The sequence below is a fragment of the Pseudomonas sp. 3A(2025) genome (assembly GCF_054589175.1).
Genome location: NZ_BAAILM010000021.1, coordinates 25,944 through 46,752, shown reverse-complemented (window position 1 = coordinate 46,752; position 20,809 = coordinate 25,944). Strand labels below are relative to the sequence as shown.

At 60.5% G+C, this 20,809-nt stretch carries 18 protein-coding genes; 12 read left to right on the top strand and 6 right to left on the bottom strand.

Annotated elements, in window-relative coordinates:
• The first annotated feature begins 125 nt into the window (after positions 1 to 125).
• On the top strand, positions 126 to 1,745 hold the full coding sequence (locus ACYP2A_RS08305; RefSeq protein WP_459744320.1) for a phosphoethanolamine transferase: 1,620 nt from the start codon (positions 126 to 128) through the stop codon (positions 1,743 to 1,745).
• Here ACYP2A_RS08305 and ACYP2A_RS08300 read toward each other — a convergent pair.
• Both ACYP2A_RS08300 and pmrG read right to left on the bottom strand, forming a co-directional pair.
• A complete protein-coding gene (locus ACYP2A_RS08300) occupies positions 1,690 to 2,514 on the bottom strand; it encodes a phosphatase PAP2 family protein (protein ID WP_459744318.1) in 825 nt (274 codons plus the stop codon). The two genes, ACYP2A_RS08305 and ACYP2A_RS08300, sit on opposite strands and share 56 nt — an antisense overlap.
• Positions 2,514 to 3,122, bottom strand: a complete 609-nt coding sequence (gene pmrG / locus ACYP2A_RS08295) for a lipopolysaccharide core heptose(II)-phosphate phosphatase PmrG (RefSeq protein ID WP_459744335.1) — start codon at positions 3,120 to 3,122, stop codon at positions 2,514 to 2,516. The genes ACYP2A_RS08300 and pmrG overlap by 1 nt, the downstream gene beginning before the upstream one ends.
• Positions 3,123 to 3,377: 255 nt before the next feature.
• Between pmrG and ACYP2A_RS08290 the strand changes: the two genes are divergently transcribed.
• Positions 3,378 to 4,997 (top strand): phosphoethanolamine transferase, encoded by a 1,620-nt coding sequence (locus ACYP2A_RS08290; protein WP_459744316.1) that lies wholly within the window; start codon positions 3,378 to 3,380, stop codon positions 4,995 to 4,997.
• Here ACYP2A_RS08290 and catA read toward each other — a convergent pair.
• From catA to ACYP2A_RS08275, 3 genes are read right to left on the bottom strand one after another with little or no spacing between them, the layout of a single operon-like run.
• Positions 4,994 to 5,923, bottom strand: a complete 930-nt coding sequence (catA, locus tag ACYP2A_RS08285) for a catechol 1,2-dioxygenase (RefSeq protein ID WP_459744315.1) — start codon at positions 5,921 to 5,923, stop codon at positions 4,994 to 4,996. The genes ACYP2A_RS08290 and catA overlap by 4 nt on opposite strands.
• Before the next feature lie 57 nt (positions 5,924 to 5,980).
• Positions 5,981 to 6,271, bottom strand: a complete 291-nt coding sequence (gene catC, locus ACYP2A_RS08280; RefSeq protein ID WP_459744313.1) for a muconolactone Delta-isomerase — start codon at positions 6,269 to 6,271, stop codon at positions 5,981 to 5,983.
• 26 nt (positions 6,272 to 6,297) lie between these two features.
• The gene (locus tag ACYP2A_RS08275; protein WP_459744311.1) at positions 6,298 to 7,422 is read right to left on the bottom strand and encodes a muconate cycloisomerase family protein; all 1,125 of its coding nucleotides are present in this window, start codon (positions 7,420 to 7,422) and stop codon (positions 6,298 to 6,300) included.
• Between the two features lie 102 nt (positions 7,423 to 7,524).
• Between ACYP2A_RS08275 and ACYP2A_RS08270 the strand changes: the two genes are divergently transcribed.
• The 7 genes from ACYP2A_RS08270 (at position 7,525) to ACYP2A_RS08240 (ending at position 17,416) form a co-directional block, all read left to right on the top strand.
• Entirely contained in the window at positions 7,525 to 8,391 is an 867-nt protein-coding gene (locus tag ACYP2A_RS08270) for a LysR family transcriptional regulator (RefSeq protein ID WP_459744310.1), read from the top strand.
• Between the two features lie 878 nt (positions 8,392 to 9,269).
• Entirely contained in the window at positions 9,270 to 11,750 is a 2,481-nt protein-coding gene (locus ACYP2A_RS08265) for a TonB-dependent receptor plug domain-containing protein (protein ID WP_459744333.1), read from the top strand.
• A gap of 11 nt (positions 11,751 to 11,761) precedes the next feature.
• A complete protein-coding gene (locus ACYP2A_RS08260) occupies positions 11,762 to 13,408 on the top strand; it encodes an ABC transporter substrate-binding protein (RefSeq protein ID WP_459744309.1) in 1,647 nt (548 codons plus the stop codon).
• A complete protein-coding gene (locus tag ACYP2A_RS08255; RefSeq protein WP_459744307.1) occupies positions 13,405 to 14,355 on the top strand; it encodes an ABC transporter permease in 951 nt (316 codons plus the stop codon). The genes ACYP2A_RS08260 and ACYP2A_RS08255 overlap by 4 nt, the downstream gene beginning before the upstream one ends.
• A 2-nt stretch (positions 14,356 to 14,357) precedes the next feature.
• Complete coding sequence (locus tag ACYP2A_RS08250) at positions 14,358 to 15,257, top strand: ABC transporter permease (protein WP_459744306.1); 900 nt, start codon at positions 14,358 to 14,360, stop codon at positions 15,255 to 15,257.
• Entirely contained in the window at positions 15,254 to 16,885 is a 1,632-nt protein-coding gene (locus ACYP2A_RS08245; RefSeq protein WP_459744305.1) for a dipeptide ABC transporter ATP-binding protein, read from the top strand. Before ACYP2A_RS08250 ends, ACYP2A_RS08245 begins: the two co-directional genes overlap by 4 nt.
• Before the next feature lie 75 nt (positions 16,886 to 16,960).
• Entirely contained in the window at positions 16,961 to 17,416 is a 456-nt protein-coding gene (locus tag ACYP2A_RS08240; protein ID WP_459744304.1) for a GNAT family N-acetyltransferase, read from the top strand.
• A gap of 21 nt (positions 17,417 to 17,437) precedes the next feature.
• Here ACYP2A_RS08240 and ACYP2A_RS08235 read toward each other — a convergent pair whose 3' ends face one another.
• Positions 17,438 to 18,295, bottom strand: coding sequence for a LysR family transcriptional regulator (locus tag ACYP2A_RS08235; RefSeq protein ID WP_459744302.1), 858 nt, complete (start codon positions 18,293 to 18,295; stop codon positions 17,438 to 17,440).
• 115 nt (positions 18,296 to 18,410) lie between these two features.
• Here ACYP2A_RS08235 and ACYP2A_RS08230 point away from each other — a divergent pair, with 115 nt between their 5' ends.
• From ACYP2A_RS08230 to ACYP2A_RS08220, 3 genes are all read left to right on the top strand, one after another.
• A complete protein-coding gene (locus ACYP2A_RS08230) occupies positions 18,411 to 19,019 on the top strand; it encodes a LysE family translocator (protein ID WP_459744300.1) in 609 nt (202 codons plus the stop codon).
• A gap of 11 nt (positions 19,020 to 19,030) precedes the next feature.
• Positions 19,031 to 19,843 (top strand): hypothetical protein, encoded by an 813-nt coding sequence (locus ACYP2A_RS08225; RefSeq protein WP_459744299.1) that lies wholly within the window; start codon positions 19,031 to 19,033, stop codon positions 19,841 to 19,843.
• A gap of 67 nt (positions 19,844 to 19,910) precedes the next feature.
• On the top strand, positions 19,911 to 20,807 hold the full coding sequence (locus tag ACYP2A_RS08220; RefSeq protein WP_459744297.1) for a LysR family transcriptional regulator: 897 nt from the start codon (positions 19,911 to 19,913) through the stop codon (positions 20,805 to 20,807).
• The last annotated feature ends 2 nt before the right edge of the window (positions 20,808 to 20,809 follow it).

Here is a 20,809-nt window from a genome sequence, read left to right as displayed (position 1 = left end):
CCAATGCTTTCATTCACGTAAAAACTACTGCACAACCGGCACAGCGGCCTATCTTTCATTGGTACAGGCTCGACAAGAGCCTGATACTTTCCGCGCCCGCCAACCCTCTCATGCAGTATTCCGACATGCTGACTCTAAAGCCCGTTCGTCCCGAGGTTGTGACGCTGTTCGCCAGCCTTTTTCTGTTAGTGGGGTTCAACTCGACACTCTGGCAGCATGTGTTCAGCATTAACGCTGCCAATGCAAAAGGCCTGTTATTAAGCACAGCTTTTGCGGTACTGATTGCCCTTTTGTTCAATCTGCTGCTCACCCTGGTCGCGTTCCGACGCGTGTTGAAACCGGTGCTGGTGACGCTGTTCATGCTGTCGGCCGGTATTGTTTATTTCATGAACCAGTACGGCGTCATGCTCGATGCCGGCATGTTTCGCAACATGGCCGAAACCAACACCACCGAGGTGCTGGATTTACTGTCGTTCAAGCTGTTTGTCTATCTGGGCCTGCTGGGCGCACTGCCCTCCTGGCTGTTGTATAAGACCCCGGTTCACTACCGCCGCTGGCCCGCCGAATTGCTGATTAAAGGCCTGATCGGCCTGGGCTGTTCGGTACTGATCACTGCCGTGGCCTTGCTCAACTATCAGGGCCTGGCCTCGCTGTTTCGCAATCACCATGAATTGCACCTGCTGGTGGTGCCCAGCAACTTTGTCGGTGCTGCATTCAGCTATGCCCATGAACAAGTGCTGGCCGCCGAATCGACCTTCAACCCTATCGCCACCGATGCACAACGCAGCCCGGCCTGGGCGCAACACACGCGCAAATCGCTGACGGTGCTGGTGATCGGCGAAAGCGCGCGCGCCGAGAATATCGGCCTGCTCGGTTATGCGCGCGATACCACGCCGCAACTGGCGCGCGAAGGCGATGTGATTGCCTTTAGTAATGTGTATTCCTGCGGCACCGAAACGGCGGTGTCGGTACCGTGCATGTTTTCCAATATGGGCCGCAAGCACTACGACGCCGCCACCGCACGCACTCAGGAAGGTCTGCTGGATGTGCTCAAGCGCGCCGGTTTCGATGTGATCTGGCGTGACAACCAGTCCGGCTGCAAGGGCACCTGCGACCGGGTGACGGTGCAGGATGTCAGCGACGACAAGGACGCGACCTTGTGCGCCGACCATGAATGCCGCGATGCCATCCTGCTGCGCGATCTGCAGGCCGATATCGACCACCTGCAACGCGACACCGTGCTGGTGCTGCACCAGATGGGCAGCCACGGCCCGGATTACTTCAAGCGCTACCCTCAAGCATTCGAAAAATTCACCCCGGTCTGCCAGAGCAATGCGCTGAACGACTGCACACGCGAGAGCATCGTCAATGCTTACGACAACACGCTGCTGTACACCGACCACGTACTGGCCAGCCTGATCGATATCCTGCGCAACAATCAGGACAAGGTCGACACCGCCATGCTGTACCTGTCGGACCATGGCGAGTCGCTGGGCGAATACAACCTGTTTCTGCATGGCACGCCGTACATGCTGGCCCCCGAACAACAGCGCCATGTGCCGATGCTGGCGTGGTTTTCCGAGCGTTATAAACAGTCGTTCGGCGTCGACACCGATTGCCTGCGCAAGACCCGCGACGCGGCCTTGAGCCAGGACAACCTGTTTCACTCGATGCTTGGCCTGCTGAACGTTACAACCCGTGCGTATAGTCAGCCGCTGGATATGTTTGCGCAGTGCCGGTTGTAAGCGCACACGGCACTTGCAACGCCGAGCGGCCATAAAAGAACAGGGCCACCAGCAGCGTGCTGAGCCACACGAAAATACCTGCCCACAGGGTGTGCGACATATAGTGCCAGCCTTGCAGTACACGGGTGGTGCCATACACACACCCCAGCACCGTCACGACGATCAGCACGGTATTGGCCCGCGGCCAGCGATGCCGGCGGGCCACGAAGTACAGCGCAAACAGGCTGAACGCGCTGGACGCATGCCCGCCCGGCCAGCAACGGCCGGCGCCGGCTTCTGAAAACCATGTGAAGTTCTCGAACCAGGCCTTGTGCAGTTCCTGACCACCATAAAGCGTGGTTTCGACCGGGCAATACACGCTGGTGTGGCTTTTCAGGTAATGGATGACACCGGTGCTCAGGGCAAAGGCCACGACAATGAAAAAGAAGTCGCGCCGGTGCTGAAAAAACCACTGTAACGGGGCCGACACACGACCGGGCAACTTATCGCTGCGTGATTTCAGCAGCGGCCAGACAAACGATAACAGCGCGCCGATAATCGCAAACTCCCCGGTCCAGTCAGGCAGGATCCTGGCCCAGCGGTGGGTGATGTTCTCGAACAATCGGTCATGCCCGAACACGAACGCGCCTGTGGCAGGGTCATACAGCAGGTCGCTGATCTGGCGGTCCAGTGTGGTCAGGTCAAACGCTATAAAAACCAACAGTGCCAGCAACAAGGGCATGCCCACATAGTTGCGGTAAAACGCGATACGCGATGTAGAGTCTTTCATCAATTGATACTCGTGCCTGTCATACGCGCCCACTGCGAGGCCTCGAGTTCGCCAATGATGCGCGGGGCATGCACACCGTCCACCTGGACAAACAACGCCTGGGCGTACTCACTGGAGCGTTCCCCGGCGCGTACGCCCATCTTGCGCTCGAACTGATCGATGCAACCGCTGTGGGTCATCAGTACCAGGTTTTCATGCGCACTTTTATGGCTGAGCACGGCTTGCCTGAAACCATGATCGCATTCGCCGACCCACCCTTGGGTCAGCACTTGCTGGCCACGAATCAGGTCAGCGGTTTGCCGGGTGCGGGTCATGGGGCTGGCCAGCATTCGGGTATTACTCAGGCCCAACGTCTGCAAGCCCGCACCGACACCTTGCGCGGCCTGCTGGCCCTTGATCGTGATGCCATCAAGCGGGCCAAGGCATGGGTTTGTCGAGCGGTCGCAACGCTCGGCATGGCGGATCATCACCACCACACTGCCTTGCTGCCATTGTTTTTGCAGCCCTGACCAGGCCGCGCCGCCAGCGCTCAAATCGATCACGGTGGTTGAGGCCAGCCACCAGCCAAGTGTGGCCACCATCATTACAACACCGACGGCCAGCGCCATGACAAGACGGCCGGGACGCCAGGCGCGTCGCTGCAAAGGTTCAAACAAAGGACTGTAAGTAATATGCCCGGGCACGGGGTGACTCCTGTTCAAGAGCGGAATGGCCCGCACGTTAAGGCGCCCGCTGTTTCAGGTCGGTAAAGATGATGTGAAAAAAATGTCCTGCATGACGTGATATTTCGTTGGCGGACTTTTCACTTAAATTTGATAAATCCCCCCCTACAGTGCGCGGCATCGCAAACTGAGTCATTCCCCATGCTAATTATCAAACCGGTGCGCCCTGAGCGTGTGACCGCGCTCGCCAGTGTTTTCTTGCTGATCGCCTTTAACCTGCCCTTATGGCGCCATCTTTTCGAGATCACCTCATCCGATATAACCGGGCTGTTATTGCGCGCCTCGTTCGCGGTGATGGTGGCGTGCGTGTTTAATCTCGTGTTGACACTCGTGGCGTTTAAACACGTCTTCAAACCGGTGTTGATCAGCCTGTTTATGATCAGCTCGGCGATTACCTACTTCATGAACCAATACGGCATCGTGATCGATATTGGCATGTTGCGTAATACCGCAGAAACCAATCCCACTGAAGTGCTCGGCCTGGTATCGCCCTGGCTGTTTTTATACATTGTTCTGCTGGGTGTACTGCCCTCGTGGCTGCTGTGGAAAACCCCGGTCAACTATCGCCCGTGGGCCCGGGACCTGATGTTTAAATCATTGGTCGGCATGGGCTGCGCGTTGTTGCTCGGCACCGTCGCCTTGCTCAACTATCAGGGGTTGTCATCGCTGTTTCGTAACCACCATGAATTGCGTCTGCTGGTCACCCCCAGCAACTACCTGGGCGCGGCATTCAGTTACGTGCGCGAACAAGTCAGCAGCGCACAAAAGCCCTTCAGCCGCTTTGGCGAAGATGCTCAACGCAACACGCAATCGGCCGGTCATTCGCGTAAATCCCTGACGGTTCTGGTCGTGGGTGAAAGTGCCCGTGCCGAGAACATTGGCCTGCTCGGTTACTCGCGTGACACTACGCCGCAACTGGCCCGTGAAAACGATGTCATCGCGTTTGGCGATGTGCACTCGTGCGGGACCGAAACCGCCGTCTCCGTGCCGTGCATGTTTTCCGGGATGGGGCGTCAGCAGTACAACGCCGCCACGGCAAAAAACCGCGAAGGTCTGCTCGATATTCTGCAACGTGCCGGTTTCGATGTGATCTGGCGGGACAACCAGTCGGGCTGCAAAGGCACCTGCGACCGGGTTCAGTTCCAGGATGTCAGCAATATGAAAGACGCCTCGCTGTGTGCCGATAACGAGTGCCGGGACGAGATCCTGTTACGCGATGTACAGGCCGATATCGATCACCTGCAACGCGATACCGTGCTGGTGTTGCACCAGATGGGCAGCCACGGCCCTGAATACTACAAGCGCTACCCGAGCGAGTTCGAGAAATTCACCCCGGTGTGCAAGAGCAATGCGTTGAACAACTGCTCGCGTGAAAGCATCGTCAATGCCTACGACAACACGCTGCTGTACACCGACCATGTACTGGCCAGCCTGATCGATGTGTTGCGGCGCAATCAGGACAAGGTCGACACGGCCATGCTCTATCTGTCCGACCATGGCGAATCGCTGGGTGAGTACAACCTGTTCCTGCACGGCACGCCGTACATGCTGGCACCGGAGCAACAACGGCATGTACCGATGCTGGCGTGGTTTTCGGAGAATTATCAGGCGGACTTCAGGCTTGATACCCGCTGCCTGATCAAGGAACGCAACAAGCCGCTGAGCCAGGACAACCTGTTTCATTCGATGCTGGGCTTGCTGGGGGTCCAGACCCAGGTGTATGACCGGGGGCTGGACCTGTTCGCAACGTGCCGTAATTAGGCTTCCAGCGCACGAACCCGTTCGCGGCGGCTTTCTTCTTCGGTCTGTTCGGTCGGTTGCAACTCGAAGTCGAACTCGATTTCGGCGAACTGGCCTTCTACACCGCGTGCGGCGCTGCGCTCGGCATCGTTGATGAAGTCGATCCGGGCGATCAGTTCATCGCGGGTGGCGTAGGCGAAGTCGTCGTGCAGGTACGGGTCGCCGTCCAGGTTGATCTGGGTGGTCAGGTGGCGATGACCCGGTGCCGAGATGAAGAAGTGAATATGCGCCGGGCGCTGGCCGTGACGGCCCAGTTGATCCAGCAGGCCCTGGGTCGGACCGTCCGGTGGGCAGCCGTAGCCCGACGGCACGATGCTCTGGAAGCGGTAGCGACCTTGCTCATCGGTCTGGATACGACGGCGCAGGTTGAACTCCGACTGCGACGGGTCGAAGTACGAGTAGGTGCCGCCGGTATTGGCGTGCCAGACATCGACGATGGCATTGGCCAGTGGCTGACCATCGACGTCGCGCACCTGGCCTTTCATGAACAGCAAGGTACCGGCATCGGTGCCGTCGTCCAGGCGTGCTTCGTGCAGGCTAAGCGGTGCGCCGGCCACGTACAGCGGGCCTTCGATGGTGCGCGGGGTGCCGCCGACATGGCCGGCCTGTTCGTCTTCGGCATCCAGCAACAGATCCAGGTAATGCTCAAGCCCCAGGCCTGCAACCAGCAGACCGGCTTCCTGGCGAGCGCCCAGTTCGTTGAAATAGTGAACCGCTTTCCAGAACTCTTCAGGAGTGATATGCAGGTCTTCGATGATCTTGATCGAGTCGGTGAGGATGCGGTGCACCACGGTTTTCATCCGTGGGTTGCCGGCTTCCTGGTCGAAACCTGACGCGTTTTCAAAGAACTTCTGCACGTCAGCGGTGTGGGAAATACGTACGGTCATGATGGCTTTTCCTCGTCATTATTCTTGTTCAGGCGTGAAGCAGGTAGGTGACTTGAATCAACGGTCGTCGTCATGCACCGAAGACGGATGCCGACACAGCGGCGTGACTTCGATGTCCATGTACGGGTAAAGCGGCAATTGCATCAACAGATCGTGCAGCGCCTGGTTGTCAGCCACGTCGAAAACACTGAAGTTGGCATACAGACCCGCAATGCGCCACAGATGACGCCAGGTGCCTTCGCGTTGCAGACGCTGGGCCAGTTCCTTCTCATCGGCCTTGAGGCGGGCGGCCTGGTCGGCGGGCATGTCGACCGGCAGTTTGACGGTCATGCGCACATGAAAAAGCATGGTTCGGTTCCTTATCGGTCAGGTATTCAACGACGCGCAAAGCGCGCCAGGCGTTGTTCGTCGATTTCCAGGCCCAGGCCCGGTGCGGTCGGGATCAGCAACTGGAAGTCGCGGTACACCGGCGGCTCGACCAGAATGTCTTCGGTCAGCAGCAACGGCCCGAACAGTTCGGTGTGCCATTCCAGCTTGTCGAGGGTGGCAAAGGCATGCGCCGAGGCCAGGGTGCCGATGCTGCCTTCGAGCATGGTGCCGCCGTACAGGCCGATGCCCGCCGCTTCCGCAATCGCTGCGGTGCGCAACACCGCACGCGGGCCGCCGGTCTTGGCGATTTTCAGGGCAAAGATCGAGGCCACGCCCATTTGCGCCAGGGCAAAGCTGTCTTGCACCGACTCGATGGCTTCGTCGGCCATCAACGGGATCGGGCTATGTGCATTGAGGCGCGCCATGCCGGGGCGATCAAAACGTGACAGCGGCTGTTCGATGAGTTCGACACCGGCGTCGGCCAGGCGACGGCTGGCCGAAATCGCCACCGCTTCGCTCCAGGCCTGGTTGATGTCGACGCGCACACTGGCGCGGTCGCCCAAGGCTTTTTTGATCGCGGCCACGTGAGTGATGTCGCGGCTGACGTCGCCTGCACCGATCTTCAGTTTGAAATGCCGATGACGACGACGGTCGAGCATCTGTTCGGCTTCGTCGATATCGCGGCCGGTGTCGCCACTGGCCAGGGTCCAGGCCACTTCGACGCCATCACGCACACGACCGCCGAGCACTTCGGCCACCGGCAGGCCCAGGCGTTTGCCCAGCGCATCGAGCAAGGCGGTTTCGACGGCGCTGCGGGCGAAGGTATTGCCACGGATGGCACGGTCGACGCGTTGCATGGCGGCATTCAGGTTGCTGGCGTCCTGGCCGATCAGCAACGGTGCAAACCAGGTATCGAGGTTGACCTTGATGCTCTCAGGGCTTTCGCCGGCATACGCCAGGCCGCCAATGGTAGTGGCCTCACCAACACCGACGATGCCGTCGCTGCAACGAATGCGCAGGATCACCAGGGTCTGGCCGTGCATGGTGTGCATGGCCAGCTTGTGCGGGCGGATGGTCGGCAGGTCGACGATCAGGGTTTCAAAGCTTTCTATTGTTATTGCGGCGGTCATGGGTCTGTCCGGCTCGTCAGGGTGATCATGGCCTCATGATTGACGCTGCCCGCACGCACGGTCCAATATTGATTAAGTCTCGCTTCATACCCGGGAGGTATCGTGGAGCTGCGTCATTTGCGTTATTTCAGAGTCGTCGCCCAGACCCTGAACTTCACCCGCGCCGCCGAGCAGTTGAACATCGCCCAGCCGCCCCTGAGCCGGCAGATCCAGCAACTGGAAGAAGAACTGGGCGTCGAGCTGCTGGAACGCTCAAGACCGCTGCGCCTGACCGAGGCCGGGCGGTTTTTTCATGAGCATTCCGCGCAACTGCTCGAGCAGCTCAAACGCATCAGCGACGATACCCGCCGGGTTGCCAGCGGCAGCAAGCGCTGGCTGGGCATCGGCTTTGCGCCCTCGACGCTGTATGGCCAGCTACCGGAGCTGATCCGCCGCCTGCGCGGCTATGGCGATGTCGAACTGGGCCTGTCCGAGCTGATCACCCTGCAACAGATCGAAGCGCTGAAAAGCGGCCGTATCGACATCGGCTTTGGCCGCATGCTGTTCGACGACCCGGCGATCACCCAGGAAGTGCTGCGCGAAGACCCGCTGGTCGCCGCCCTGCCCGCCGGCCACCCGCTGCTGGCCGGGCCCGTCAGCCTGGAACGGCTGGCCGCCGAACCCTTCGTGCTTTATCCGGGTAATCCACGGCCCAGTTATGCCGACCATGTGCTGGGCATCTTCAACCGCCAGGGCTTGAAGATTCATGTGGTGCAAACGGTGAATGAACTGCAGACGGCGATTGGTCTGGTGGCGGCCGGGATCGGCATCACTCTGGTCCCGGCCTCGGTGCAGCGTTTGCACCGTGACGATATTGGCTACAGCGAACTGCTCGACAGCAGCGCCACGTCGCCGATCGTGATCAGTTGGCGGGCCGGGGATGGGTCGGAGTTGTTGCGCCAGTGTTTGAGGGAGGTACGGGAGATGTGACGAATTTTGTGGCCTATCGCCTGCAGATCAGGATGTGCGGGAGGCTACTTAGCCTTCGCGAGCTGGCGCTCGCCCTCATCAAACATAAAATAAGTTATTGATTTTTTTATTAAAAACATAAATCTGTAGGAGGCAGCTCTGCTGGCGATTGAGCGCGAAGCGCTCACGGAAATCGTCGAAACGCTGCAAATCTACGACTGCTGCGCAGCCGATCGCGAGCAGAGCTCCCTCCTACATCCAATGTTTGCTGCGCGACAGCGCGGCGCCAAGGCGGCGGGTGATCTACGGATTTTGGGCTGTCCTTCATAGTGAGTACGACACAAATTCTGTAGGAGTGAGCGCTAGCTCGCGAAAGAGCCAGTGAAATCAGCACATTTACGGTGAATCCTACAGAGAAGCACAGATCTGCCCTGCGGATTAGAGCCTCGAAGCTCAGAAAAACAGTTATTTTTCCCTGCTGAATCCTCTCCTTGCGAAAGCCTTTCGCCTCTTGCCTACATCATGCATAAGCCCACCTCACAGCGCTTCAACTAATCAGTTTTTTGCATAATAAAAAATCAGATAATTATTTATTTTCACTATTAGCTTATTCCTAAAAAGAATTTTCCAGAGCTTTTTTATAAATATACGATTCAAGTCATCTCTCCACCGGGCACCTCCCGGACCGTCAGCGACACCCGAGCGAACCCACCACCACCGCATCGCTCCAGAACAATCAGACACGCGCCGCACCGCTCACCGGGCAGGCGCCCAAGCCAATAAGGCCATGCCGCCGCCAACCGGCATTGCCAACGCTGTCATCTGGAAATGCATTCATGAATCAACCGTTATCGATCACTGCGCGCCCCTTCCTGAAAACCGCTCCGGCGCGTGCCGGCATGGCGTTGTCGAGCCTGACGCTCGCCTGCCTGCTGGCGCCTGCGGTGCAGGCTGAAAGCGGCGATGATGCGCGCCTTGATACTGTCACCGTCATTTCCACCGGGGTGCGTGGGGCACAACGGACCGTGGCCGACAGCCCGACGCCGATCGATATAATCAATGCCGACCAACTGCTCAAGACCGGCCGTGCCGAGTTGTCGGAAGCCATTTCCAAGCTACTGCCGTCATTCAACTTCGGTGCCAATACCTCGGGCTTTCAGTCCACCACCCGGCCTTTGACCAACCGCGGCCTGGGCCCGGCCTACACGCTGGTGCTGGTCAACGGCAAGCGCCGCCATAACGGCGCGATGCCTTCGGGCGGCAACGTCGACACCAGCGGCGCCAACGCCGTGGACCTGGACCTGATTCCGGTCAGCGCCGTAGAGCGCATCGAAGTGCTTAAAGACAGCGCTGCGGCGCAGTACGGCTCCGATGCGGTGGCCGGCGTGATCAACGTGATCCTCAAATCGGGTGCGTCCGGCGGTCATTTCGAGACCAGCTACGGCCAGTTGACCGATGGCCAGGGCGAGAACATCAAGTTCGCCGGCAATAAGGGCTTTGCGATTGGCGATAGCGGTTTTCTGCAACTGTCGGGGGACGCGCGCAAACGCAACCAGGCCTTTTTGTATGACAAGGCTGATGCCAATTACCGGGGTTATGCGCCGGGCGATGCGCGCCAAGACACCTGGGACCGCCGCGCCCTGAAAAACGGCGACCCGGACCTTGAAGCCTTCAACCTGGGTTACAACGCCGAGCTGCCGCTGACCGACAGTACCAAGGTGTATTCCTACGCCACCTACGGCGAGCGCGATGCACAGATTTACAACAACAAGCGCCTGGCCTACAGCACCGCGTCGATCCCGGAGCTGTTCCCCGATGGCTACGACCCGCTGAACAACATCAAGGACACCGACTGGCAGTTTCTGGTCGGCGGCAAGGGCGAGATCAGCGAGTGGAACTGGGATTTGTCGACCACTTACGGGCGCAACAAGAACCATCACTCCAGCGACCTGACCATCAACCCCACGTATGGCCCATTGTCGCCGACCTCGTTCGATGACCTGGCGACCCTGCAATTCGACCAGTGGGTCAATAACTTCGACATCACCCGGCATTACGACAGCCTGCCGCTGCTGCCCTTCCCCGTGCAGGTATCGGCCGGCCTCGAGCATCGCTGGGAGCGCTTCCAGACCTTCGCCGGTTCCGCCGACGCTTACACGGTCGGCAGCTACACCTACCCGCAGTTTCTCGCCGATGGCAGCCGCAACCCGCTTTACACCCTCAGCACCAACAGCGGCCTGAGCGGCGGGCCGAGCCGTGGCGCGCAATCGGCACTGGTGATTCGCCCCGAAGACGAAGCGGACCTGGACCGCAACAACTTTGCCGGCTACCTGGACTTCGGTCTGAACCCCAGCGACCGCTGGTACATCGGCCTGGCCGGGCGCGTCGAGCATTACGATGACATCAAGAAAAACACCTTTGCGCTCAAGCTCAATTCGCGTTACGAGCTGACCGACACCGTGGCCGTGCGCGGCACCATCGGCACCGGTTTCCGCGCCCCGTCGCTGACCCAGCTGGGCTACTCGGTGGCCGACAACCGCACCGGCGTCAACGCCGACGGCGTGGTGGTCCCGGCGCTACGCTACACCGCAACACCCGGCAGTGCGCTGGCCAAAGCCTTTGGCGCCAGCGAGCTGGACCCGGAAAAGACCCGCAACATCGGCCTGGGCCTGACCTGGCAACCGGCACGGCGCACCAGCGTGACCCTGGACGCCTACGTGGTCGACATCGACGACCGCATCGTGCTGTCGCAAGACATCTATGACCGTGGCAACGGCACCATCAACAACACCTTGCGCTCGCTGGGCGTGGCTGAAGGTTCATGGGTGACGTACTACACCAACGCCTTCGACACCCGTACCCGTGGCCTGGACCTGGTGTTCGACCACCTGACGCCGCTGGGCGGTTTTGGCGATGTGCGCTGGAGCGCCGCCTTCAACTGGAACAAGACCACGGTCGAAGGCCGCCGCGACACGCCGGCCGACCTGGCGGCCTCCGGCATCGCCGTGGTGGGCCATGCCGCCGAAGGCAACCTGGTCGCCGCCTCGCCGAAAACCAAATGGGTGCTGGGCGCCAACTGGAGCATCGACAGGTTCGTGGTCAACCTGCAAACCACCCGCTACGGCAAGGTCGAGACCTGGGCGCAGAACGCCACGGCTGACCGCAGCTTCGACGCCAAATGGATCACCGACCTCGACATCGCCTACTCGGTCACCGACAACCTGACCGCCAGCATCGGCGGCACCAACATCTTCAACACCTACCCGGAACGTAACGGCGTGGTCGCCCTGCCTTCCAACGGCGGCCAGGGCGTGTACGGCAACCCACCGTTCAGCCCGAACGGCGGCTTCTGGTACACCAAACTGGCTTACGACTTTTAAGGGACGAAACCATGACCAACGCTGTTTTCCCCGGCCGCCTGCTGGCCTCCTTCGCACTGACCCTGGCCCTTGCGGGTTGCTCGCCATCGGGTGATGAAGCGGCCAGCAAGACCCTGAACATCGCCTTCTGGGGCGACAACACCACGCTGGTCAGTGTCGACCCCTTCCAGGTCTACTGGCTGGAACACCGCGTGCTGCTGCGCAACGTCGCAGAATCCCTGACCGACCAGGACCCGGAAACCGGCAAGATCATTCCCTGGCTGGCCAAAAGCTGGGAAGTCAGCAGCGACGCGCTGAGCTACACCTTCACCCTGCGTGACGACGTGACCTTCAGCAATGGCGAGCGCTTTGATGCCAAGGCCGTGAAAGCCGCCTTCGACAGCAACAAGGCCTTTGCCACCGAACTGCCGGCCACCTTTGGCGCGACCTATCTGGCGGGCTTCGACCATGCCGAGGTGGTCGACGACTTCACGGTCAAACTGGTGCTGTCCAAACCCAACGCCGGTTTCTTGCAAGCCACCTCCACCACCAACCTGTCGATCCTCGCGCCTGCCTCTTACAAGCTGAGCGCCAAAGAGCGTTCGCTGGGCAAGATCATCGGCACCGGCCCGTTCACCCTGGAACACTACACGCCGGAAACCGGCGCCAAACTGGTCAAGCGCAAGGGTTACCACTGGGCCTCGGCCAACAACAAGAATCAGGGCGAAGCACACCTGGACACGGTGGAAATCAGCTACATCCCCGAAGAAAGCGTGCGCAACGGCCTGTTCCTGCAAGGCAAGGCCGACATCCTCTGGCCGCGCAACCCGTTCTCGGAAGTCGACCTCAAGCTATTCCAGTCCAAGGGCGCGACCATTCAGAGCCGCTCGCTGCCTGGCCCATCACTCAACCTGTTTCCCAACACCCGTGGCGAGCGTCTGCTGAGCGACAAGCAGATTCGCCTGGCGCTGCAAAAGGCCATCGACCGCAAGACCTACGCCAGCACCGTGTACAACGCGCAATTTCCGGTGGTGACCGGGATCTTCGATGTCACCACCCCGTACTTCAAGGACCAGAGCGCCAAGCTGGCCTACGACCCGGCCGGCGCCGAGAAACTGCTCGACACTGCCGGCTGGGCCAAGGGCACCGACGGCTACCGCTACAAGGATGGCAAGCGCCTGAGCCTGAGCTACAACATCAGCCCGGCCGAAACCGCCGGCGACGTGTTGATTCAGGACCAACTGCGCAAGGTCGGCGTCGAGCTCAAACTCAGTGTGGTCACCCGCGCCGAATGGGTGGCCAACAACTCCTCGGGCAACTACGACCTGAGCATCAACTACATGACCCGCGCCGACCCGATCATCCTGCAAACCATCCTCGACCCACGCGCCGCCAACAGCGCCGCCCTGGCAACCAATATCTACGAGCCGCAAGTCCTGGAAAAAGCCAAGGCCCTGTTCGACGCCGGCATCACCGCCACGCAAAGCGCACAACGCGCCCAGGCCTACGGCGAGCTGCAAGACCTGCTGGTCGACGAGGGCTCGGCGCTGCCGGTCTACGAGCGCGTCTGGCAAGCCGCAACGTCGGCCAAGGTGAAAAACTTCCGCTGGACCGCTGAAGGCTTCGCCCTGCTGGGTGATATCGAACTGGGTGGTAAAAACGAGGCCGGCAAACCATGAACCGCTATCTGATCGGCCGCGTCGGCCAGGCATTACTGGTGCTGTGGGGTGCCTACACCATCACCTACTTCATCCTCTACATGCTGCCGGGCGACACGTTGTCGATCATGCTCAGCGCTTCGGGTCTGGAGGCCGACGCGCTGTCGCCCGAAGACCTGGCCAAGGCCCGCGCCTACTACGGGCTGGATAAAGGCATTTTCGAGCAGTACTTCGACCTGGTGTGGCATGCGCTACAGGGCGACTTCGGTCAGTCGCTGTCGCTCAATCGCCCGGTCGCCGAACTGCTCGGCGAGCGTTTGCCGCAAACCCTGGCGCTGGCCGGCATGGCCATCGTGCTGTCGCTGATCGGCGGCGTGGGCCTGGCTTACCTGACGTCCTACGTGCGCTTTGCGCCGCTGAAAGTTGCCCTGGCGCGCCTGCCGTCGCTGGGCTTTTCGGTGCCGGTGTTCTGGATGGGCCTGCTGCTGATCCAGGTCTTCGCCTTCAGCCTGGGCTGGTTTCCGGCCACCGGCAGCAAGGGCTTTGAAAGCCTGATCCTGCCCGCCGTAACGCTGGCGATTCCGAGTGCCGCGGTGTACGCGCAAGTGCTGCAACGCGGTTTTCAAGGCGTGTGGAAAGAGCCCTACATCACCACCGCCTACGCCAAAGGCCTGAGCCGTGGCCAGGTGCAATTGCGCCACGGCTTCAAGAACGCCGCCTTGCCGATCCTCACCCTGATCGGCTTGCAGGTCGGCAATACGGTGTCGGGTGCGGTGCTGGTCGAGACCATCTTCGCCCGCTCCGGTGTCGGTCGTCTGGCCCAGGAAGCGGTGCTGCGCCAGGACATTCCGGTGGTGCTCGGCATCGTCGCCGTGTCGGCCGCGGCCTTTGTCGTGATCAACCTGATCGTCGATTTGCTCTACCCCTACCTCGACCCCCGAATCACTCACGCGCCAAAGGTGTCGTAACCATGATCCCCACCGATACCCGCCTGTTGCCTGAAAGCACCCTCACCTCCAGCGCTCCGTGGCGCCGGCGCAGCCGCCTGCAACGCATCAGCACCGCGCTGCTGCCGCTGCTGCGCCGCCCGGGCTTCACGGCGGCGGTGCTGATCGTCGCCTTTGCCCTGATCGCCGCCCTGGTGCCGTCGTGGCTGACCAGCTTCGATCCGTACGCGACCTCGCCGGTCGACAAACTCACCGCGCCGAACCTGACCCACTGGTTCGGCACCGACGAGCTGGGCCGCGACCTGTTCACCCGCGTGGTGTACGGCTCCAGTCTGTCGGTGCAAGCCGCCTTGCTGGCGGTAGGCATCGCGCTGGTTGGCGGCCTGGGCCTGGGCGTGTTGTCGGGCTTTGCCGGCGGGCGGGTCGATGCGGTGATCATGCGTTTCGTCGACGTGCTGCTCGCCCTGCCCGGCCTGCTGCTGGCACTGGCGATCGTCACCGCCATCGGCTTTGGCACCGTGCCGGTGGCCATTGCCGTGGGCGTCGGCATTATTCCGGGCTTTGCCCGTACCACCCGCGCCGAAGTGCTACGGGTCAAGACCCTGCCCTACGTCGAGGCCGCGCGCCTGGGTGGTGCCAGTTGGGGCCGCACCTTGTTCCGGCACATCCTGCCCAATGCCTGGGGCCCGGTGGCGGTGCTCGCCACCCTGGATTTCGGCGCCGCGATTCTCGCCACCGCAGGCCTGAGCTTTCTCGGCTTTGGCGCTGCACCACCGGCCGCCGAGTGGGGCACGCTGATCGCCAACGGCCGGCACTTTCTGATCACCGCACCGTGGGTCTCGCTGCTGCCGGGCCTGTTTGTTGTCGCCGTGGTGTTCAGCCTCAACCATATCGCCCGCACCCTTGAGGAGAACCCGCGATGAGCCTTGTGCCAGCCCTGATCGACGTCCGCCAACTGGCCGTGGCCTACGCCTCTGCCGGACAGATTACCCAAGCGGTGCGCGCCGTCTCGTTCAGCGTGGCCCAGGGCGAAACCGTCGCCATCGTCGGCGAGTCCGGCTCGGGCAAATCGACCCTGGCCAACGCCATTCTCGGCCTGCTGCCCGACAGCGCGAGCATCACCGACGGTCAATTGTGGGTCGACGGCACCGACCTGAGCCACGCCAGCGAACGCCAGAAGCGCCAGTTGCGCGGCCGTACCATTGGTCTTGTGCCACAAGATCCGATGGTCAGCCTCAACCCGACCCTGCGCATCGGCCAACAGATCGGCGAAGCGCTGATCCTCGCCCACGGCCGCCGCTATCCGGCGGTCGACGCCGACATCATCGAGCTGCTGCAACAGGTCGGCCTCGATAAACCCGAGCTGCGCGCCCGCCAGTACCCGCACGAACTGTCGGGCGGCATGCGCCAGCGCGTGCTGATCGCCATCGCGCTGGCTGGCAACCCCCGGCTGATCATCGCCGACGAGCCGACCAGCGCGCTGGACGTCACCGTACAACGCAAGATCCTCGACCACCTGCAAGCGCTGGTCAGCGAGCGCGGCATCTCGCTGCTGATCATCACCCACGACCTCGGCGTCGCCACCGACCGCGCCGACCGCATTCTGGTGATGAAACAAGGCCAACTGGTCGAACAAGGCCCGCCCAGGCAGATCGTCGCCAACCCGCAACACGACTACACCCGCGCCCTGCTCGCCGCCGCGCCCGCCTTCGGCCATCGCCGCCAGGCACCGCTGCGTGCATCGACGGGCGTGAACCCGATTCTGAGTTTGCAAGGCGTCGGCAAAGTGTTCGAGCTACCCAAGGTCAAAGGCGAAGACAACCAGTTTGTCGCGCTGCACGACCTCAACCTTGAGGTCTATCCGGGGCAGACGCTGGCCATCGTCGGCGAGTCCGGCTCAGGCAAAAGCACCGCATTGCGCATAGCCCTGGGCCTGGAAAAACCGACCCACGGCCGCGTGCTGTTCGAACAGCAAGACGTCACCGATTTGAGCTGGCGCGAGTTTCGTCCGCTGCGCCGGCGTATTCAGCTGGTGCAGCAAAACCCCTTCGCCGCACTGGACCCGCGCTTCACGATTTTCGACAGCATCGTCGAACCGCTGGTGTCGTTCGGCTTGCTCAAGGGCGAAGCGCTGGAACAGGCGGCGCGCGAATTGATCAGCCGCGTGCACCTGCCGGTGAGTTATCTGGACCGCTTGCCCCGCGAGTTGTCGGGCGGGCAACGGCAAAGGGTCGCGATTGCTAGGGCATTGGCGTTGAAGCCGGACTTGCTGTTGCTGGATGAGCCGGTGAGCGCGCTGGACGTGTCTGTGCAGGCGCAGATTCTGGATTTGCTCGAAGAACTGCAAAGGGAGCTGGGGATTGCGTATGTGCTGGTGTCGCATGACCTAGCGGTGGTGGCCAGCGTGGCGCATCAGGTACTGGTGCTGCGCAATGGCAAAGTGGTGGAGCATGGCGGGGTTGATCGCGTGTTCAACGAGCCGCAGAGTGACTACACCAAAGAGCTGATTGCCGCGATTCCGGGGCGGGGGGTGGAGAGTCTGGTGGCGTGAACATAGATGTAAAGATCACCCCCACTCGTAGGAGCGAGCGTAGAGCTCGCGAAGAGGCCTCAAGAAGGCGTAGAAATGTCTCGATATGCGCTTGTCAACGTATCGACCAAGGCTGACTGGCACGCCTATCACAGGATTCGCCGCCAGGTACTTTGGGAGCAAAGGGGCAGGAATGATTACAACACCGATCTGCCGGATGAACAGGCTACCGCCAACCATCCGTTACTTTTGAAACTGGATGGACACCCTATCGGCACTACTCGGCTGGATAACGACGGTTCAGGCAGAGGGATCGTGCGGTTAGTGGCTATTTCGCTTGCTGCTCAGCGCCAGGGACACGGCCGCGCCTTGTCGACGCTTGTCGAAGGGTATGCGCGCAGCCTTGGCCTGGAAGTCCTGTTGGTCAACGCAGCGCTTGATGCGGTTGGTTTTTACGAAAAAATGGGCTGGAAAATTCAGGTATGGGATAAGGCCGAGCACATGAGCGGCGTACAGGATTGCGTGCAGATGATCAAGTCACTTATCGGCTAGATAAAGCTAAGCTGGCTATCCCTACCCCCTCAACGCCGCAATAATAAAAGCATGCAAACTATTAACCGCCTTCGCCCCACGAGAAGCCCGACTGCGTAACACCGAAACCTCCATCGGCTCAATAGTCCCCACACCATGCTCGCTACCCAACACCTGCAGCGATGCCTGCACCGTGCACTGTGTAATCGCCGCAATCGCCAGCCCGCCCTCCACCGCCGCCACTTGCCCGGCAAGGCTGGAACTGTTGTAGACCACTTTGAACTGGCGCCCCATCTGCGTCAGCGAGTTCACCGCATAACGCCGGGCCAGACTTTCGCTTTCATAGACGGCGATAGGCACCGGGTCTCTGCGCCACAGTTCGAACTGCGGCGAACCGACCCAGACCATGGGCTCTTTAAACAGTAATGTTCCGGTTTGCGGCGAGTCTCTGGACACCAGCGCCAGATCAAGATCGCCACTGCGCACACGTGGAATAAGCGTGGTCGACTGTTCACAGGTAAGTTCTATTTCCACACCGGCATAGCGCGGCGAAAAACGCTTCAGCACCGGCGTCAGATACCGGGCCGCGTAGTCTTCCGCCACACCCAGGCGGATTCGGCCGGTCAGTTCTTCACCATGAAAAGCCGCCTGGGTCTCGGCATGCAGGGCAAGCATGCGCCGGGCGTAGCTCAGCAGGGTCTGGCCGTCATCGGTCAGTTGCAAGTGCCTCGGGCCGCGGTTCAATACCTGCCGTCCAAGCGCAGCCTCCAGTTTCTTCAACTGCATGCTGACCGCAGACTGCGAGCGGTTGACCTCGTGAGCGGCGCCAGAGAGTGAACCGGCATCCACCACCGCCACGAAACACTTGAGCCAATCGATCTGTAAATCGCCGGCGGACATAGCGGCTTCCTCTATTCGTTAATCGAATGATTAAGACGTGAATTATGCGCTTTTCATGACAATGGTTCACTCGCAAGATGCTGGCCTGAATCAACCGACATCTGGATCTGATCCCATGCCATTCGAGACCTGGTTGCTCTATCTGATTACCTGCTGCGGCATCTCGGTCGTGCCAGGGCCCAATGCGTTACTGGTGCTGACTCACGGCGCGATTCATGGCAGCCGCAAAGCGCTGTTCACCATCAGCGGCGGCGTGCTCGGATTTGCTATCGTGCTTGCGCTATGTGCCTTGGGACTGGGAACACTGATCCAGGCTTCGGTCACCTGGTTCACGGTGTTGAAAGTGGTTGGCGGGCTGTATCTGATCTGGCTGGGCCTCGGGCTATGGCGATCGGCACCGGTCAGTCTTGAAGCAAGCGCTACTGCACACTTTCGAGGTTGGTCGTTGTTTCGCCAGGGGCTGGTATCGGCCATTTCAAATCCCAAGGCATTGCTGTTATTTGTCGCACTGATTCCGCCGTTTCTGGACCCTCATAGAAATATCATTGCGCAGACGGCGGCCATCGCCCTGACTTATGCGGTGGTGGAGTTTATCGTTGAGTATTCAGTGGCCAGCGCCGCGCATAAAGTCAGGCCGTGGCTGGCGCGAACCGGGCGGCGGTTCAATAAGGTGTGCGGTGGGTTTTTTGTGTTGTTTGGGGTCGTGTTGCCAATTCATGGTTGAGGGCTGGAGTCATGGCGAACAGAGACGGAATGATTTTAATCGGCTGGGATGTTGGCGGCTGGAACTGCGACAACAATCCGAAAAGTCGTGATGCCTTGGTCGTTCTCAACGCCGAGCGCCAAATAATGGGTAAGCCTTGGCGCGGAAATCTGCGGTCGACCATTAACGCATCCAGCACGACGAAAGCGTTCGTTCACAGCCTGCTGGCCCTATGTCGTATCGACATCCATGACCTGGAAGTCTGTAAGGTCACCTTAGCGATCGACACTCCTTTAGGATTTTCCAGGCCACTGATTGATCTGCTTACCTTGGGTAAGACCGCACCCGCCATCGGAGTAGCCTCTGAAAATCCGTATTTGCATCGCCAGACTGAGCACTTTCTATTCAGGAAGGGCCTGTCACCACTCTCTCCCATCAAAGATATGATCGGCAGTCAGGCTACCAAAGGGATGCATGTGCTGGGACGCTTTGCGTCTATTCGCGAGCACTGTGGCGTATGGACGGACGGCCAGTTACTTCGAGCTATCGAGGCCTATCCCTCAGCGACCAGGACCTCTGCCGCCATGGCAGAACTGCAGGCTTCGTTTTATAGAGAGGCTGTCATCGATGGCGAAACCATCAGGCAGTTTACTGACGGCCTTGAACATATTGACCATCAAGATGCTTTGACTTGCGCCTTGCTGGCATGGATGTTTGTGTTCCAGCCAGAAGCACTTGCACACCCTCTACCCGATGTCGATCCTCTGGAGGGCTGGATATTTGTGCCAGCAGATGGTCTGAAAGAGCGCGTATCTGTCACATCAGAAACGCTTTGCCACGAGTGATCCGCAGACCGCTAAACTGCAGCCCACCTCTCGACACCGGGCACTGAGCGTGGACCGTTTTCAGGAAATGAAAGTCCTTCTGGCCGTCGCCGAGGCGCAAAGCTTTGCCGCCGGCGCCCGGCAGGTGGGCATGTCGCCGCCCAGCGTGACCCGCGTCATTGCGGGTCTTGAGAAACGCCTGGGCACCCTGCTGCTGGCGCGCAGCACGCGCAGCCTGCGCCTGACGGATGCAGGCCGGCGCTATGTCGAGGACTGCAAACGGATTCTTCTCGATCTGGAAGAAGCCGAGGAATTGGCCACCGGTAGCAGCCTGCGCGTGCGCGGCAACCTGAACGTGACAGCGCCGGTGATGTTCGGCGAGCTGTTTCTGATTCCGCTGATCACCGACTATTTAGCGGCGCACCCCGAGGTCAGCATCAACGCACTGTTGGTGGACCGTGTGGTGGACATTCTGGATGAAGGCCAGGACGTCGCCATCCGCATTGGCCGCTTGCCGGACACTGGCCTGCAGGCCGTCAAGGTCGGGGATATTTGCCCGGTCGTGTGCGCCGCGCCGGACTTTCTTGATCGTTTTGGCCGGCTGACAGACCCCAACCAGGTGCTGGCCGCACCCATCGTGATGTCGTCGGCCAGCAGCCTGCTTACCGACTGGCACTTCAACGTCGACGGCAACACCCTCGCCTTGCGCCCCACGCCGCGCCTGATGGTCAGCTCCAATCAGGCGGCGATCAATGCCGCGTGCCTGGGCTGGGGGCTGACGCGGGTGTTGTCTTATCAGGTCGCCGGGCAAGTCGCCAAAGGCGAGCTGGAAATCGTCCTGGGCGAATTTCAAACCGAGGCTTTGCCGGTGCATGTGGTGTATCAGGGCGGCAGGCGGGTGCCAGCCAAGGTGCGCACCTTTGTCGACTTTTGCGCGAGCAGCCTGCTGGCAAATCCGGCCCTGCATCTGAATACGATGGCGTAACC